At 53.1% G+C, this 16,443-nt stretch carries 14 protein-coding genes; all 14 read right to left on the bottom strand.

Translation table 11 applies throughout. The features are described 5' to 3' along the window. Positions 1–162: 162 nt before the first annotated feature. Positions 163–2,766 carry a response regulator gene (locus IPH75_02470; protein ID MBK7140929.1) on the bottom strand — a complete coding sequence of 868 codons (2,604 nt, stop codon included), beginning with the start codon at positions 2,764–2,766 and terminating at the stop codon, positions 163–165. Between the two features lie 282 nt (positions 2,767–3,048). Then, positions 3,049–5,835, bottom strand: a complete 2,787-nt coding sequence (locus IPH75_02465; GenBank protein MBK7140928.1) for a pyruvate, phosphate dikinase — start codon at positions 5,833–5,835, stop codon at positions 3,049–3,051. Positions 5,836–5,970: 135 nt separating this feature from the next. Then, positions 5,971–6,321, bottom strand: a complete 351-nt coding sequence (locus IPH75_02460; GenBank protein MBK7140927.1) for a hypothetical protein — start codon at positions 6,319–6,321, stop codon at positions 5,971–5,973. A gap of 445 nt (positions 6,322–6,766) precedes the next feature. Next, positions 6,767–7,537, bottom strand: coding sequence for a hypothetical protein (locus IPH75_02455; protein MBK7140926.1), 771 nt, complete (start codon positions 7,535–7,537; stop codon positions 6,767–6,769). Position 7,538: 1 nt separating this feature from the next. Further along, a complete protein-coding gene (locus IPH75_02450) occupies positions 7,539–8,414 on the bottom strand; it encodes a hypothetical protein (protein MBK7140925.1) in 876 nt (291 codons plus the stop codon). A 12-nt stretch (positions 8,415–8,426) separates the two neighbouring features. Further along, complete coding sequence (locus tag IPH75_02445) at positions 8,427–9,086, bottom strand: hypothetical protein (GenBank protein ID MBK7140924.1); 660 nt, start codon at positions 9,084–9,086, stop codon at positions 8,427–8,429. Positions 9,087–9,102: 16 nt separating this feature from the next. Then, positions 9,103–10,374 carry a hypothetical protein gene (locus IPH75_02440; GenBank protein ID MBK7140923.1) on the bottom strand — a complete coding sequence of 424 codons (1,272 nt, stop codon included), beginning with the start codon at positions 10,372–10,374 and terminating at the stop codon, positions 9,103–9,105. Positions 10,375–10,403: 29 nt separating this feature from the next. Further along, entirely contained in the window at positions 10,404–11,168 is a 765-nt protein-coding gene (locus IPH75_02435; GenBank protein MBK7140922.1) for a hypothetical protein, read from the bottom strand. Positions 11,169–11,236: 68 nt separating this feature from the next. Next, positions 11,237–12,181, bottom strand: a complete 945-nt coding sequence (locus tag IPH75_02430) for a hypothetical protein (protein ID MBK7140921.1) — start codon at positions 12,179–12,181, stop codon at positions 11,237–11,239. Then, entirely contained in the window at positions 12,178–12,855 is a 678-nt protein-coding gene (locus tag IPH75_02425; protein MBK7140920.1) for a hypothetical protein, read from the bottom strand. Before IPH75_02425 ends, IPH75_02430 begins: the two co-directional genes overlap by 4 nt. A 7-nt stretch (positions 12,856–12,862) precedes the next feature. After that, on the bottom strand, positions 12,863–14,101 hold the full coding sequence (locus IPH75_02420; GenBank protein ID MBK7140919.1) for a fibronectin type III domain-containing protein: 1,239 nt from the start codon (positions 14,099–14,101) through the stop codon (positions 12,863–12,865). Positions 14,102–14,112: 11 nt separating this feature from the next. After that, positions 14,113–14,787, bottom strand: a complete 675-nt coding sequence (locus IPH75_02415; GenBank protein ID MBK7140918.1) for a hypothetical protein — start codon at positions 14,785–14,787, stop codon at positions 14,113–14,115. Between the two features lies 1 nt (position 14,788). Continuing rightward, on the bottom strand, positions 14,789–15,790 hold the full coding sequence (locus tag IPH75_02410; GenBank protein MBK7140917.1) for a hypothetical protein: 1,002 nt from the start codon (positions 15,788–15,790) through the stop codon (positions 14,789–14,791). Between the two features lie 3 nt (positions 15,791–15,793). Further along, on the bottom strand, positions 15,794–16,441 hold the full coding sequence (locus IPH75_02405; protein ID MBK7140916.1) for a hypothetical protein: 648 nt from the start codon (positions 16,439–16,441) through the stop codon (positions 15,794–15,796). Between the last annotated feature and the right edge of the window lie 2 nt (positions 16,442–16,443).

Here is a 16,443-nt window from a genome sequence, read left to right as displayed (position 1 = left end):
AAGCGTCGAGCCTCCGCGAGATTGTTTTGACCCTTGGGAGGTCCGGACAGTTGTTTTTCCCTGTTTATTCATGTGAAAAAAAGAACTATTTTTCCGCCCAAAGTCAAGCGAAACTTGGACCAATACATTCCCGTGATCATTGATTGTTCGAAAGGTGTACGTTCAGCGCACGGCGGAAAAGGCAGGGTCCGATATACGTACTTCCGCCATCAAGCCTCTGATGGCACTGCCCAGGGCGGGACCCGTGAATGGTTTGGGCAGGAAAACGGCATTTCCACTGTCGATGATCGCTTGCACTCGCTGCGTGGGGACAAACCCGCTGACCACAACCGTAACTATGTGTGGCTGTACTCTCTTGATCTCGCAATGCGCATCCAGACCATCATAAGAATCATCCAAGAGCATGTCGAGAACCAGCACGTCAAACCGATTAGTTCCGACCATTTCCAGCGCTTGTTGCATTGAGCCGGCTTCTGCGACCAGATACCCCAGACTCTTGAGCAAAGCAGCAGCCACCCTGCGTTGGTCGGCCATATCATCGAATACGAGCACAGACTCAGTCCCACGGTCGGTCCAGGCATGACTTCTTGACTCTCTCTCCACCTGATCAGTGACCGGCAGGAAGACATTAAATCTGGTCCCCTGCCCTGGCGTAGACTGGACCTCGATCACGCCACCATGGTCCGTCACTATACCGTGGACGACAGCCAACCCTAGTCCGCTTCCGCTTCTTCCGACCTGTTTGGTTGAGAAGTATGGTTCAAAAATGCGGTTCAGCACATCGTTAGGTATCCCGCTTCCACTATCCGAGATGCTCATCCTGACCAACGTCCGTTGCGGCGATGGCATCAGAGTTTGCGGAGGGATCGAACCGCTTGCGTCCGTTGTGATCGTCAGTGTGCCGCAAGTGTCCATAGCGTCGAAGGCATTGACGACGAGATTCATCAGCACCGTGTAGAGGTGATGCGAGGAGCCCTTGACATTTACTGCGTGTGGATCAAGTTCGACTTTCACTTTGACTTGAGGATGCAACTGGATCTGCTCCCGAAAGCTGGCAGACTGCAGATACTTTTCGATCATTCCGTTCAGCCCCAGAGGAGACATCTGGTATCGCCCGCGGCGCGCCATGGACAGCAGGTCCTGGACAATTCCAGCCGCCTGCTTGGCGGCCGTCTGCATTTCGATCACCTCGCCGCGAATTTCGGAGTTCTCCTCGAGCGAACTGAGAATCAGATCCGGATATGCAACCAGCGGAGCAAGCGTATTATTCAGATCGTGCGCCACCCCACCAGCCAACATCGCAAGCGTCTCCATCCGCTCTGCTCGTTGTACCTGGAGCATCAGTCGGTCCTTCTCCGCTTCATGAGCCACCACACTTGAAATGTCACGCGCCACGCCGATCAAACCGACCACCTTGCCGTCTTCGAAATATGGTCGCTCGCTGATCTCGATTACCAGTTTGTGGCGGTCTTTGTGAAAGATCTCTGCGCGATACGGCGGGACCGGTTTACCGGTGGACAGCGCCAGTTCCGTGTTTCTGATCACGTCCTGGTTCATCTCGTGATCGGTAAGCAGCAGTGCGTAGTGCTTCTTGAATTCATCCTGTGAGTATCCGGTGATCTCGGTCACGGACGGAGATAAGTATGTTAGCTTCCCATAAATATCCTGACGGTAGATGAAATCGGTGGCGTTGGACAGTACCAGGTTAAGTTCCTGGCTGATCGACTTGAGGTGATCGAGTGAAGAGTGTAATGTCCCCTCAGTGACCAGGTGGTCGCTGATAGACTTTTTGAGCTCTTCGCGTTGGTCGAAGAACCATTTGACCAACCGTGCCACGACTCCGAATTCATCCCGTCCATCTCGCAACTTCGCGATCGGGTCGGTCGATTCGCTCTGCAGCGCATCTGCGATCTGCCTGAGCGGAATTAAGATCAGTCGCCGGAGTCCCAACCACCAGACTCCAAATAACACTGCCGCCAGACAAACGAGAACGATCAAACGTGTCGAGCCGGCATTGGTCATCTCCATCATTGAACGGGAAAATGACTCGGCGCGCAGCAATGCGATCGGATGCCCCTGCCAGTCTCGCAGGGTGTCGACAAATCGGATTATCCCGTGTGAAGGATCGGATTCCCACTCGCCTTCGACCGCTCCCATTGCAGCGACGGTTAGCTCCGACTCAGCATCGATCGAGTAGTCCATCAGCAACTGCTCGTTCCAGGCATGGCCGACCACAAAATATCCTTGCGGCGGACTGGTTCGCAGGCTGTCGCCGATCGGTTGCACGCCGCCAATTGAGATTTCGTACAATTGGTCATTCGCGAATGCGAAAAAGTGAGGAAACTGATGCGACGCAAACAATCGCTGTTTTTCTTCAATTGGTACCGGTAAGGGCGATGTGGCTGCCGACTGATTACGCAGATCATGTGAGTAGATAACCCGAAACGACGAGTCGCAGAGCCAGGCGACATCAGTCGTAAATGTCTTCATCCCCTGAGGCAGATAATTTCTGCACCAAACTGTATCCCGATCGCGAACCGCTTCGACCATTTCATCCCAATACGAGTAATCATAAACGAACGCATTCTGGGCATAGCTGTGTTGGGCCATGACTCGTTTGACCAGATTGGAGGATCGCAGAATACTGTCTGATTGAAGTAAACTGACCGGCGAGGTCTCCTGCAGGTGCATCAGAACCACTACGACGACAAAGACGGTAACCAATACTCCCTGCAATAACAGGAGCTTTCCCTTGATCGTCTTCACTCTTCCCCTGCACCGTTCCGCCAGAATCCCTCGAAGCAAAGGGATGGCACCCGGATTCCGTAACTTTGCATACCTCATGTATCGGCAAGTCCAAATCTGGCTACATGAGACTGGGGCTGAAAATGGAGAAATTTGGATGCTTTTTGCCTGTAAAGAGCAAAAAATTGGGTTTGGCCGACTTAGCCTGCCTTTGGTGTATCTTACACAAGAAAAAGGCGAGCCGACATCGGCTCGCCTTGCATTTCTGCTATCAACCTGGCTGAAACGGATTGTCTCAGCTCATTACTTGGTACTTGACCCGGTCTTCCCTTTGCCGGATTGACGAATTGCCGCCTGCGCCGCCGCCATTCGGGCGATCGGCACGCGATACGGCGAACAGGAGACATAATCAAGTCCAATGGAATTGAAGAACTCGATGGAGTCCGGATCGCCACCATGCTCTCCACAAACGCCAACCTTGAGATCGGCGCGAGCCTCGCGACCCTTTTCCTTCCCCATCTTCACCAATTGCCCGACTCCCGCCTGATCGATAGACACAAACGGGTCCTTGGTCAGGACACCATGTTCGGTGTAATACTTCAGGAATTTCCCCGAGTCATCCCGCGAAAATCCCATCGTCATCTGCGTCAGATCATTGGTGCCGAAACTAAAGAACTCCGCTTCGACGGCGATCTCATCTGCGGTCACGGCCGCACGCGGAATCTCGATCATTGTCCCGACCGAGTAGGTCAGCCCTTTGACTTTATAGCGAGCCATGACCTCATTGGCCACCCGCACCACCAGTTCCTTCTGGTTGCGGAACTCATTGATATGTCCCACCAGCGGAATCATGATCTCCGGATGCACCTCGACCTTGTTGCGGTGCAGTTCGCAGGCCGCTTCCATGATCGCGCGCACCTGCATCTCAGTGATCTCCGGATAGGTGATCCCAAGACGGCAGCCGCGATGTCCCAACATCGGATTCAATTCGTGAAGTTCATCGATCCGCTTGAGCGTTTTCTGCAACTCGATAAGATCCTCTTCATAATCATCGCTTTTCGGGTCAAGCGCTTTCAATCTCGCTTCTACCTCTTCCTTCTTAGGCAGGAACTCATGGAGCGGCGGATCAAGCGTCCGGATCGTGACCGGCAGCCCCTTCATCGTATCCAGCAACCCCTTGAAGTCCTTTTTCTGGAACGGCAGCAGCTTGTCGAGAGCGGCCTGACGCGCTTCCGGCGTATCCGCAAGGATCATCTGCTGTACGATCGGAATACGGTCCTCGGCAAAAAACATATGTTCGGTGCGGCAAAGGCCGATCCCTTCTGCGCCAAACTTGATCGCTTGAGCGGCGTCACGAGGGATATCCGCATTGGCGCGGACTTTCATGCGACGGAATTCATCCGCCCATTTCATCAACTCGGAGAATTCGCCTGACAGCTCCGGCTCGATAGTCGGTACTTCACCCAAGATGATCTCGCCGGTCGAACCGTTCAGAGTGATAACCTCACCCTCTTTGATCGTCAGCTTACCGACAGAAAATTGCTTTTTCTGCAGGTTAACACGAACTGCTTCTGCTCCGGTGACACAACATTTCCCCATGCCGCGTGCCACAACTGCCGCATGCGAGGTCATGCCGCCGCGAGCCGTCAAGATACCAGCAGCAACGTTCATCCCTTCGATATCATCAGGGTTGGTCTCTTCGCGAACGAGAATAGTGGTCCCTTTGTTGGAGTGCTTCACCGCATCCTCGGCGGTGAAGTAGACATGCCCGGAAGCCGCGCCCGGAGATGCCGCCAATCCTTTGGCGACCACGTCGAATTTCGCCTTTGGATCGATCATCGGATGCAGCAGGTGGTCGATCTGCGCTGGCTCGATCCGCATCAGCGCCTCTTCCTTGGTAATCAGCTTTTCTTTCACCATGTCGACAGCGATCTTCACCGCCGCTTGCACAGTCCGTTTACCATTACGGGTCTGCAACATGTACAGCTTCCCTTCCTGGATGGTAAACTCGAAATCCTGAATGTCGCGGTAGTGCTTCTCCAGTCGCGTGGTGATATCCTTGAGCTGCTTGAAGACCTCCGGGAGTTCCGAATGCAGCTCAGTGATCGGCTGTGGAGTCCGGATCCCGGCCACCACATCCTCGCCCTGCGCATTAATCAGGAATTCGCCGTAGAACTCTTTCGTTCCAGTCGAAGGATTGCGGGTGAACCCGACTCCGGTGCCGGAGTTGTTCCCCATATTTCCAAAGACCATCGCCTGGATATTCACCGCCGTGCCGAGATCGGCCGGGATATTGTTCAGGCGGCGATAGGTGATCGCTCGCGGATTATTCCAGGAACGGAATACGGCATCCCTCGCCATGCGAAGTTGCTGCCAGGCATCGTCCGGAAATCCTTCACCCGTTTTCCGCTTGACGATCTGCTTGTAGCGTTTGATGATATCTTTCAGGTCATTGACCTGAAGCGAGCTGTCCTGTTTGACCCGCCGCTCATGTTTTTTCTCAGTGATGACTTCTTCGAACAATTCTTTGTCGATCCCCAGCACAACATTGCCGAACATCGAGATGAAGCGCCGGTAGTTGTCCAGGGCAAATCGCGGATTGTTCGTTTTCTTCGACAATCCTTCGATCGTCTCTTCATTCAACCCGAGATTCAGGATCGTATCCATCATTCCCGGCATTGAGAACTTCGCGCCGGACCGAACCGACACCAGCAGAGGATTGCTCGGATCACCGAACTTCATCCCGCTCGCCTGTTCGATCAAGCCGATCTGCTTTTCCATCTCTTTGTCGATCGGCTTAGGGATCTCCATGCCGTTTTCGTAATAGATCTTGCAGACTGAGGTGGTGATGGTAAACCCAGGTGGAACAGGAATGCCGATACTGGCCATCTCTGCCAGGTTGGCGCCCTTACCACCTAACAGATCCTTCATCGTGGCATTGCCGTCGGCGCGACCGCTGCCAAAGAAGTAATAATGTTTCTCGTCAGCATAGGTTTTGATCGGGGCGCCCTTAGCCTTGGACGGTGCAGCTTTAGGTGCTGCTTTCTGCCCGGTCGTTTTCTTCGGTGTAGTAGCCTTCTTAACCGCCATTACGCGCTCCTTAAATAAGTTACCCGAAAATAGTGCTGGAGAATCTAGGTAAAAACTCACTCCGGGGCAATAGAAAAGGCGGTCTGCACGCGTCTGGTCATGCTGACCGCCTCAAATCCTGAATACCGTAAGCGCCTACATCGTAAATAACCGCTCTCCCCGAATGATCTTTTCGAGCATCCGCACAGTCTTCTCCACCGGGGAATGCATGATGTCCGCTGTATTAAAGGTCGAACGGACCACCTCGCGCGGCGCAGAGAAATTTGATTTCCCCCGCCCTCCCCGAAGTTTCTTCTTGTGCGTCAAGTTGTACTGGCGCTGATACTCTTTCGCCTTTTCCTTGTGCATTTGATAATAACGCCGTTGATATTCACGGCGCGCCTCAGCGGAAGAGAGTTTCGGCCTGTCTGTTTCCATGGCCGACCCCTGCACGCTGCCAGACTCGGTGTTGGTGTTGGCTTGAACGGTGCGTTCAGTCCGAGCCATTCCCCACCTCACTTTCCCTGTGTGTTACTGTTGCTACCCTTTCACTTAGAAATGCGCAACTACCCTGGTTCCTCTCACAGGAAAAGCTACGGAAAAATTTGCCTGTATGTCAAGCGAATTCTTGCGTTTTCTTGATTTTTTCCTCCTATAACTTCAACCCAAATCTCGACTTATGCTGTCCATCAAAAACTGTACTCGCGTAACACCATGTCCTGCAAGCTGATACGTGTGTGACGCCACTACATAGCAGGCTCTTGTCCTGCAACAACTAAACCTCTTCATTGTACGATCCTGCCGCCGCTGCGATCCCGTTGAACGTCACTATCTGAAGTACGTTGACCACCCGCCAAAAATAGAGCGAGGAAGTACAATATTCTGCCCCCAAACAAACAAGCCCATCGGCGTAGTTCGCCAATGGGCTTGCTAAGATAGTTCAATACATCTGTCAACTAATGTTTTCAGGTTTTCTCAAATGTACCCAAATCTCCCTCGCGATGTAGGCTAAGATCGCCAATACCACGACGAAGAAGGCAACCTGATAACCGCTGTGGTAACCTGCGGCACTGCTGTCAAAGGCGTTGTAGATCCAGGTCTTCTGCAGGAACTGCACGCGATCGATGAACAGTGAAATACGCGCCATCACGGTATACCCGAACGACGCTCCAAATCCGATCATCAGAACCCAGATGCCGAATTTCGCAAATCCCCCGAAGGCACCAGTGTGTGCTTTAGAGAAGAAGAAATACGCTAACGCGGCCAAAGCACCGATCAGGATTATCAGATCTGACAGCCCGGACTGAGAGTCGAATATCCCGCTGCCGAAAAAACTGCCCCAGGAGACATCGCTCATCATTGCATGCATCTGCTTGATCACGCGGTTGGACATTTCGAGCGGGATCGCCAGCCCAGCGGAGATACCAATGTACAGCGCCATTGGCCAACGCGACACCCAGGAGTACTTCTTTGAGAATCGAGTCCACATCAACAGCCCCAGAAAACCAGGTACCAGATACCACCACACTCCATCTGCCAGCTTCTGGAACAAATTCGGATAGAGGTTATTGTGCCAGAGCAGCACCGAAAAGTACCCCGTTGCTGTCCCGACCATCAAATGCTCGGCAAACTTATAGAACGGATTGTCCTTATACAGGAAGCTGAAAATAGCCAGCGTGACAAACGCCGCAAAGGTGGTCCAAAGGAATGTTTCGAAATCCATATTACCTGCCTTCCTTCGCTCTGCGTCGGCGCTCAGTGAAGTAGCCGATATTGCCAATGATGATGAACACGATGATCACGATGTGAGCGAACACCTGCACCCGCATCCCGTCGATCGCCGGACCAGGGTTATCCGACAGCTTCTCATACTGCGCGGCGCCCAGCAGTCCTCCCATCAAACCAAACACCTGTCCGGAGTTGAGGTAGGGATAGTAATCCGCTGCCATAACGCCGGTCGTCCCCAAAGCGAGCGGGAAATTGAATCTCCCCTGCCCGTATGAGATCCAGGCCTCCGTGATATTGCCGCCGGAAAGTGCGACCACACACGCAACCTGTTTGTAATTCATGACCCCCTTCATCATCGGACGCTCATCCAGCGGTCTGCCGTAATAGTCCACTGGGAATGGAAGTCTGAAATTCTGGCCCATCGCCAGGATCTGCAGCGCGAAATACGCCTTGTAACCAAGGAAGACATAGTCTTCGCCGTTCACCAGTTCTCGACCCGGATATGTGACGCCATGGTAGGTCTTCTCGACTCGCATGGAATCGGTGATATCCTTGATCGCGCCATCAACCATCCCCGGACCATACTGCGAAAGGGTGCAGAAGATGATCTTGAGTTTCTTGCGGAAACAATGCTCCATGACCGCATAGGCCATCGGATGCAATTCTGCCTGATTTGAAGGGTCGTAATCGACCCCCAAATACACGATCTCACCGGGTTGAAGTTTGTCAATGAACTCGTAAATGTTTCGCACTTCACTGTTCACCCGGATCGGGATCTCGAATGAGACCGCATATGTTCCGATCACTACCACAGCCAGCAGCAGAAAAACCCAGCGGCGGTCGATCGACATCATTTTTTCGAATATATTCATCGTTCGACCTCCTTATCCCTTCCCCATGTAGCTTCGTTCAATCCCCAGAATTACCTTCAGCGCCGTCGCCACCATGCCAAGCCCGATTCCGATAACGATCGCTCGTTTTGCGGCAAGGTTTGGCACATTCAGCAGCCAGTTGGCCGCGTCGCTGATATAGTCACCGAAGAACCCGAGGTATGGATTAAAGCGAAGCATCACTATCAATGCGGCGACCAGCAGCAGGCTTGCCAGAACGTTGCGAGCGCGGAAGGCCCGGTACGCCGCTGACGCAATAAAGAAGGCCAGCAGCGAGAAGATCGTCGATTGGATAGGTCGAATGATGTACTCGTACGCGTGACGGTACATGTAGCTCTGCAGTCCTTCAGCGGTACTGAAGTGCAGTCCCCATGACCCGTCAACCTTGGCGAAAAATCCGAAAAACATGGTCGCAAACAAGCTGACCAGCAGGACTATCGAGAATCCGCGGTCTGGTTTCTTTTGCGTGATCTTTTCCATGTTCACTTTGAACAAAGACCAGATCCCCAGCACCAGGGCAAAAATACCAATGATGGTGATCCAGTCGAGCAAGTATTCGTAGAGGAATTCAGACGATTCATGGGGAACAAAGTATTGAAAGACCATGAAGAGGCCGAATACCAGCACTAACAATAAGGGTATTTGTCGTTTCATCTCATCCGTCTCCTCTTCAGTTGGCCACCTTAAAGAGGTCCTTGAATCCCGTTAGCCAGCTTCCCGTTGACCCATCGGAGAAATTCAACAGGATTGCACCGACGAGGGCCAATATAATGACAGCGGCTTTGGCGTAGTCCTGCGCTTTCAGCGAACCAAGCAAAAGCGGTTCACGACCGAGATAGGCCGAGGCCGCATACAGCTCCTCGCCGATCAGCGTGTAATCGCACGCCACTACAAAGAACGGAATCTGCGCTACCTCATCCGTTCCAGCGATCTGAATCGAACCAGCCAGCGCGCCGGTCTCTGCCAGAAGCAGCGACTCCGCGTAGAACTTGCCCATATAAACGTTAGTGGCGGGGAGCTGCCGGAGCATGATCCCATTGACCGCACCAACATAGCCAAACTGCGAATTGGTCAGGAAGTAGACCATGTCTTCTTTGTAATCGTCCGGTCGGCCAGCATCCATGTAGGCCGCCTTGACCGTCTCCTGTGCCACCGCCATCACGATCGGGTCATAACACGGCACGATCAGGTGGGTCTGGTATTCGGCAACGCGTTTGGCCACACGACCGAGAATCGTAAATGACGCGATCGTCGAAATGTCTGACGCCGTTCCCAATCCAAGCACATACAGGATCGGTTTCCCCATTTCAGTGGCACGTCCGATCGCTTCATCGACCGCCTCAATGCCGCCCAGTGGGCGAACATACAGGTCCGTACCGCGTTTTGCCTGATTCAGGAAATAAAGCGCCAATGCACCAAAGATCAGCACCGCGAACAACACCGGTGTACGTCCACTGTTGTACCATTGGCCGCTCGATTGCACTGGGCCAAAAGTCGTCGACGTTGTCCGAACAGTCGGATCCGCAGTAACCGCTTCGACGCGATAATAGCGGTCGACATGATCGGCAATGAATCCAGGCGCTTCTTTGTCCTTTGCACTTGAATGGACAAATGACCTGGCTCCGGAAACCGCATTTCCCACGCTGTCGAACGGTCCATCCAGTGAGAGACTGGAATAGATCACATACATCACCACCGAACCAGAACCCTGACCATCATCAGCCGATGGCTGCCAGGACAACATGATCGAGTGACCATGATCATCCGGCGAGTCGGCTGCCGTTAGCCCAGTTACTGGAGCAGGTGGGGGGAAGGTCGGCACTGGCGAAGCCATAGCGGCTGTATCCGCCATCGTCGCAGTGTCCACCGGTGCGTCTGTTTGCGCCGCGACGGCGCACGTCAGAAGCAGAAAAAGCAAAGCAAGTCGGAGTGTGAAGGTCATTCTTCCTCCGTTTCCCGGTTGCAATATCATTAGCTTGTAATTCCCAACCAATCTCGGAACAGGAACGTGATCCGACCCACTAATAGTGAGACACGTCCCATCACCGTATAGCCAAATGAAGCGCCAAACGTCACCATCAGTATCCAGATGCCGAAGCGTGACGCTTTCCCAAAGAGCCCTGTGTGCTCTTTTGAGAAAAAGAAATAAACCAATCCGCAGAGCACGCCAAGGAAGATGATCCAATTACTGACCATCATCACAAATTGACCCGTCGCGGACAGTGAGAAGTTCGAGAAGAAATGCCCTATCCCCTGCCAGTCTACCAGCAACGGGACAAACGTGGACGATATCTGCTCTATGAAATCCGAGCGCAGATATCGAATGAACTGCAATCCAGCAGTCGTCCCGATAATGAACGCTAGCGCCCAGCGCGAGATGTACCCATATTTGGATGAGAGCCGCATCAGCAATAAGATGCCGAAGATCACCGGAATGAAATACATCCAGTTCGTATAGAAGAATCCGCCGACCCACTCCCCTGCATTGTAGGGCTGCTTGAAAAATCCGGAGAGTGACTCGGACAGTCGCGGGATCAGGTTGCCGACGATAGTCGACCAGAACCCCTGCGACATCCAGTACCCTGCCGATATCCCCACATACAGATGTTCAGCGAATTTGTAAAACGGATTGTCTTTATAGAGGAACGACAAGATCGCCAGAGTCAGGAATGCCGAACAGGTGACAAGGAATCCGCGAAGGATATAGTTGTCTACCTCGGCATCACTGGCCTGCATCCCTTTGACTATCCAACTTACCGCAAACAGCACGAGAATGCAGGCGGTCACGATCAAGGCCAATCTGCTCACTTGTCCCCCTCTTTCCGCCGCCCGCGCATGAACGCGATATTTCCGAGCACGATAAACGCAATGATCACCACATGCGCCAATGTCTGCGGCCCCATCATCCTGATGCCTGGTGCATCAACTTCTTTGAAGCGAGGGTACTTGGTGAGCAGTTCAAATTCGTATTCGGCAGCCCCTTTGACTCCGCCCAACAGTCCGATCAACTGCTTTGGATAATAGGCATATAACTGCGGCGCGGAGACCGCCGCGGTTCCCGCACCGATCGGCACATTCCCCGGGTCTCCGACATAGAGAATCCACTCTTTCGGTCCTGGCTGTCCACCGCCGAATGAGACTATCAACTTGAAATCACGGCAACTCAGAATGCCATTAAGGATATCGAGGCTGTCGAGCGGACGACTGTTGACATCGGTCGGGAACATCTTGCGAAGATTGGTCACGATCACGTTCATGACTCCTTCGTTCCCGGCCTTGTAGCCAATATTACACCAGTCGATTCCCTCCCGTTTTTCGGGGAATTCCACTCGCACTACTTGTTGCAGGGTCTGATTCAACAGGGACTGACCGGTCGCCCAGATCGCGATGAACGTCACTCGAAGATTCTTCTGCATGCAGTGCCGCACCACCGCGTTTGCCGCCGGCAAGACTTCGGGGGCCATGGCGGGATCAAAATCATATGAGATCATGATCTTGGTCCCTTCCGGCAGGCTCTCGATCTTGTCAAACAGAGCTTTCGCAATGGGGGTCGCCTTGACCTCAAACGTGATCGGGAACAGGATCGGTGTCGCCACTGCGACAAAGATGAAAGCGAAGATGACTTTGCGGTCGACCTCTTTCCCGAGCAATGTCCGTCGGAGCAGGTATGCAAGACCAAGACCGATAACCGCCAGCGAGATGATCACGCCTGGCTGGAAGAGCGACAGAGGGAGTATTGGTGCCATCATCCCTTATCCTCCCCAAGATAGGTTCGTTCGATCCCAAGAATAATGCGGAGCGCCATACCGACCACACCAAGACCAATCCCGATCAGGATCGCTCGCTGTCCCGCCAGGTTGGGCGAACTCATCACCCAGACGGCCATATTCGGGATCTCGAGGACCGAAAACTTCTCCGGCATCCAACTGGTCAACATCGTGCCGAATGGCGTTTGCCCCAGAAGGATGATAAAAGCTGAAACCAGCAGAATCGTTGCTTCGCGATTTTTGGCTCTGAATGCACGGTACGATGCTGAGGCCACAAAAAACGCCAGCAAAGCGTACATCGTTGAATTGAGCGGAGACATCAGATAGAAGAAGATCGTCTGGAACCAGGAGCCGGCGGCGTCCACCTGTGCGGCGATATCACCCGGATTCCCGATCTTGAACAGACCGCTTGAAAGCATCAACAGGAATCCGAAGAGCGTGACGATCGAATATTGCCAGTCACCTTTTTTGCGGGCAACTTTCGTCATATGTATCCGGATCAGGTTACCACCGCCCAGGAAAAAGGCAAAGACCGCAATAATGTCAAAAAATAGGGTCGAGTTTTCCTGCATCCCTTCAAGCGGAGGTACGAATACCGACACGATCAGCAGTGCACCGACAATAAACGTTATAAGCAGCGGGATCTGTCGTTTCATGGACTGCCTAATTCGTCTGGAAGACTGAGGTTAAGAAGTTAAAAACTGAGGTCGCCAATTCGCTGTTCCAGGCAACCGAGGCAGTCGCCGCGACCGCTCCGATCAGAATCACCGCCATCGCCACCCCTTTGCCGACATCCTGCCCTTTCAATGAACCCAACTGCTTAGGTTCATTGGACAGGTACGCGGATGCTGCAAACAGCTCTTCACCGATCAAGGTGAAATCGCAGGCCGCCACAAAAAACGGCAACTGGGCTGGCATCGCCGTACCGGCGATCTGAATTGCGCCGATAGAATTCCCCGTCTCCGCCATGATCAATGACTCTGCGAAAAACGCCCCCAGATAAAAGCAGGCTGCAGGTTTCTGACGTACCATGATCCCATCAACTGCTGCAACATAACCAAACTGCTCGTCCGTGATGTAGTTGACCATGTCATCATTATAAGCATCCGGACGTCCGGCCGTCATATATGAGGTTTTGATCGTCTCGCGCGCAGCGGTCATGACCAGCGATCGAGATACCGGCATGGTGATCTTGGTGTCGTACTCTGCTATCGTACGGGAAACATGGCCGAGAATTGTCAACCCCGCGATTGTCTGTGGATTGTCCATATCCTGGATCCCGGGAATGAACAGGATCGGCCGTCCCATCTCGGTTGCACGCCCGATAGCGTCATCCACTGCCTCGAGGCCGGCGATCTTCCGGATAAACAGCGCTTTCCCCCGCCGTGCCGTTTCGATGAAATAGATAACCGACACCGAAACAAGTAGGGCTATCAAGAATAGATATTTTCGATTGAAATTGAACCATTCAGCCTCGGGAGAGATTGAGGCCGTCACGATCGATCGGGAGACTGATCCCGCAGAAATTGCTTCGATATAGTAATTATAGCTGGAGTCACCATCGACTGACTCATCCTGGAAGAAATTCGATCCGGCGGGAAGCTCCGCGATCATCCTCGGTTGACCACCTGACGATGTTCGGTACAGCTTGTACCCAGTAACCCGACCCTCCATGAGCTGGTCATCAATCGAGGGTACCCAGCTCAGTTCGATCGCTGATGCATCGTCATACTTATGATCGGAGGCAACCAGAGAGGTCGCTGGGGCAGGCGGGGGAATTGCCACACTATCGGCTAGCTGTACACTGTCGGGGACCGGCGGCTGAGCAGAAAGCTCATACGACCACGCCAGCGCCAGCAACAGCGCTCCTATGACAGTGGTCTTCCAGCCGGTTATCTTCATTCGTTCCAACCCTATCCTATGATTCTCAACCAGTCGGTCAGCAGGAAATCAATTCTTCCGATCAGCAGCGACATACGGCTCATCACCGTATAGCCGAACGATGCCCCGAAGGTCACCATCAAAAAGAATATACCAACTTTGGCCGTCGCTCCGAAAGCCCCTTTATGCTCTTTTGAAAAGAAAAAATAGATAAGGCAGGTGAAAGTCCCGACCGCGACGACTATATTTCCCACAATGTCATATAATGAGGCAGACATCCCCATCCCAAACAACGGTCGCACCGTATCCTCGACCTGCACCATGACGTTCGACGCAAAATAGATGATCAGGTTCAGCCCTGCAGTCGCGCCGACAATGAACGCCAGCGGCCACCGCGATAACCAGCCGATCTTCGGCACCAGTCGCAGTAGCATCATGATCCCAAGAATGACGCCAACGTACAGCATATACCAGTCATCTGCTCGCTCCGTCCCAGGATTCGGGAAAACACCCAGCCAGAACTTGCCATACAGGTTATCCCAGAACAGCATGACAAACCAGTAGCCGGCCGAGATGCCGACAAAGATAGACTCACATACTTTGTACCAAAGATTGTCACGATAAAGAAACGAGATGATCCCGAGCGTAAGGAACGCGGCCACCCAGAGCGCCAGATGTTCGATGAAGGTTGGTGCCACAGTCTGCATATTACTTCCGCTTCCGCTCGTGCATGAAGTACGCCACATTCCCTATCAGGATGAAAACGATGATGATCATATGAGCAAAGGACTGAGACAGCATGAAGCGCGTCCCTTTCCCCAGATACCCCGTGGCTTCTTCGAATTCAGCCGCCCCGTTCATCCCGCCCAGAATCCCGATCAACTGCCCCGAGCGTACATATGGGTACATTCCGGTCGTCTGCACCGCTGTATTCCCCGCCCCCATCTTTAGGCCGTACCGGTCGACCGCGATCAGGACCCACTCGCGAGTCCCCGGATACCCCGCCGACAGATTGAACGAATAATCGATATTGGAGAAATTCTTGATATTTTTAACTAACGGGATCTGATCATATGGCGTGCCGCTGAAATCCACGCGGAACATCGACTGAAAATCGGACCCGATCCGCTGAATAACGAATTCGTTCCCTGACTGAAATCCGAGATTCACATAGTCGATCCCATACTGAAGATTCATCGCCTTGTATTTCTCATCCGCCAGCACGACTGCCAATGCCTGATTTGCCTGAGTCGGTCCCTGCGGCCAGAGCCCCATGATGATCACCTTGAACCGATGATCGAATGCGTAACGGAAGAATGACTCCGCCATCGGCTGAAGTTCCGGCGCCGATGCCGGATCGTAGTCGAACGTCACCAGCACTCGCGAACCCGGAGGGAGCGCTTCAAGCCCGTTCATTAGCTCCGTGGTCTCAGGCGAAACCGACATCTTCTGCGTAAGTGACATAAAGAACGGAACCGTGATCGCGATGCCGATAAACAGGAAGACCATTCTTCGTTCGGCCGGATGTCCCTGGATCGTTCTTACCATCACCCAACCAAGTCCAGCCGTCAACAGCAGTATTACGACAATTGAGGCTCCGGTCGATAGTTCAATGATCCCAAACCAGTCGTTACGTCGGCCAATATAGATCATCAGCGTAACTGCCAGGATCGATGCCATCACCAGAATCTCAATAATCCGCCGGCTCATCTGCTACTCCCCTCCCAAATGAGACCGCTCGATCCCAAGGATGATGCGCAACGATGCCGAAACGATCCCCAGTGCGATCCCTATGATGATGGCGCGCTGACCCGCGGAGTTCGGGAAATTCATGATCCAGGCCGCCACCTGCGAGAGTTGGAATTGCTCGGGAAGGAACCCGGTCAATACGTCCCCCACAGGTACGCGCCCAAGCATCACAAAAAAGGCCGCCAACAACAGCAAGGTCGCCTCCAGATTGCGCGCCCTAAATGCACGATAGGATGCCGAACCGACAAAAAATGCCAGGATAGCAAACATCGTCGCCGACAGCGGTGTGTAGACGTAATCATACATCCAGATGAACGGCAGACCCGGTTCACGCGAGTCCTGCCAATGGATGAATCCAAAAAATAGCATGAGCAGGAAACAGCCGACTACAATGATCGAATATCCCCAGTCGTGCCGCTTGTATGCGATCTTCTCCACCGAGATCTTGATCAGGTTTAGCGCGCCAAGCCAGATAGCGCAGGCGGATACGATCGAAAACCAGTCCGAGAACCAGTTGCTGAGACGATTGAATGGAAAGTGAGGAATGAAATACTGAATGACGAAAACAACTCCGGCGATACCTGTAATGAGGAGGGGGATCTCTCTGCGCATAA

The organism is bacterium (genome assembly GCA_016708025.1).
Taxonomy (GTDB): domain Bacteria; phylum Zixibacteria; class MSB-5A5; order GN15; family FEB-12; genus FEB-12.
The sequence above is the reverse complement of the archived record's forward strand: the minus strand, read 5'-3'. Positions and strand labels throughout refer to the sequence as shown.

Coding starts and splice junctions, on each gene's coding strand:
- IPH75_02455 (MBK7140926.1), bottom strand. CDS start 7,537: ATGGATTTCGAAACATTCCTTTGGACCACCTTTGCGGCGTTTGTCACG.
- IPH75_02420 (MBK7140919.1), bottom strand. CDS start 14,101: ATGAAGATAACCGGCTGGAAGACCACTGTCATAGGAGCGCTGTTGCTG.
- IPH75_02435 (MBK7140922.1), bottom strand. CDS start 11,168: ATGCAGGCCAGTGATGCCGAGGTAGACAACTATATCCTTCGCGGATTC.
- IPH75_02425 (MBK7140920.1), bottom strand. CDS start 12,855: ATGAAACGACAGATCCCGCTGCTTATAACGTTTATTGTCGGTGCACTG.
- IPH75_02445 (MBK7140924.1), bottom strand. CDS start 9,086: ATGAAACGACAAATACCCTTATTGTTAGTGCTGGTATTCGGCCTCTTC.
- IPH75_02430 (MBK7140921.1), bottom strand. CDS start 12,181: ATGATGGCACCAATACTCCCTCTGTCGCTCTTCCAGCCAGGCGTGATC.
- IPH75_02440 (MBK7140923.1), bottom strand. CDS start 10,374: ATGACCTTCACACTCCGACTTGCTTTGCTTTTTCTGCTTCTGACGTGC.
- IPH75_02450 (MBK7140925.1), bottom strand. CDS start 8,414: ATGAATATATTCGAAAAAATGATGTCGATCGACCGCCGCTGGGTTTTT.
- IPH75_02460 (MBK7140927.1), bottom strand. CDS start 6,321: ATGGCTCGGACTGAACGCACCGTTCAAGCCAACACCAACACCGAGTCT.
- IPH75_02465 (MBK7140928.1), bottom strand. CDS start 5,835: ATGGCGGTTAAGAAGGCTACTACACCGAAGAAAACGACCGGGCAGAAA.
- IPH75_02405 (MBK7140916.1), bottom strand. CDS start 16,441: ATGCGCAGAGAGATCCCCCTCCTCATTACAGGTATCGCCGGAGTTGTT.
- IPH75_02415 (MBK7140918.1), bottom strand. CDS start 14,787: ATGCAGACTGTGGCACCAACCTTCATCGAACATCTGGCGCTCTGGGTG.
- IPH75_02410 (MBK7140917.1), bottom strand. CDS start 15,790: ATGAGCCGGCGGATTATTGAGATTCTGGTGATGGCATCGATCCTGGCA.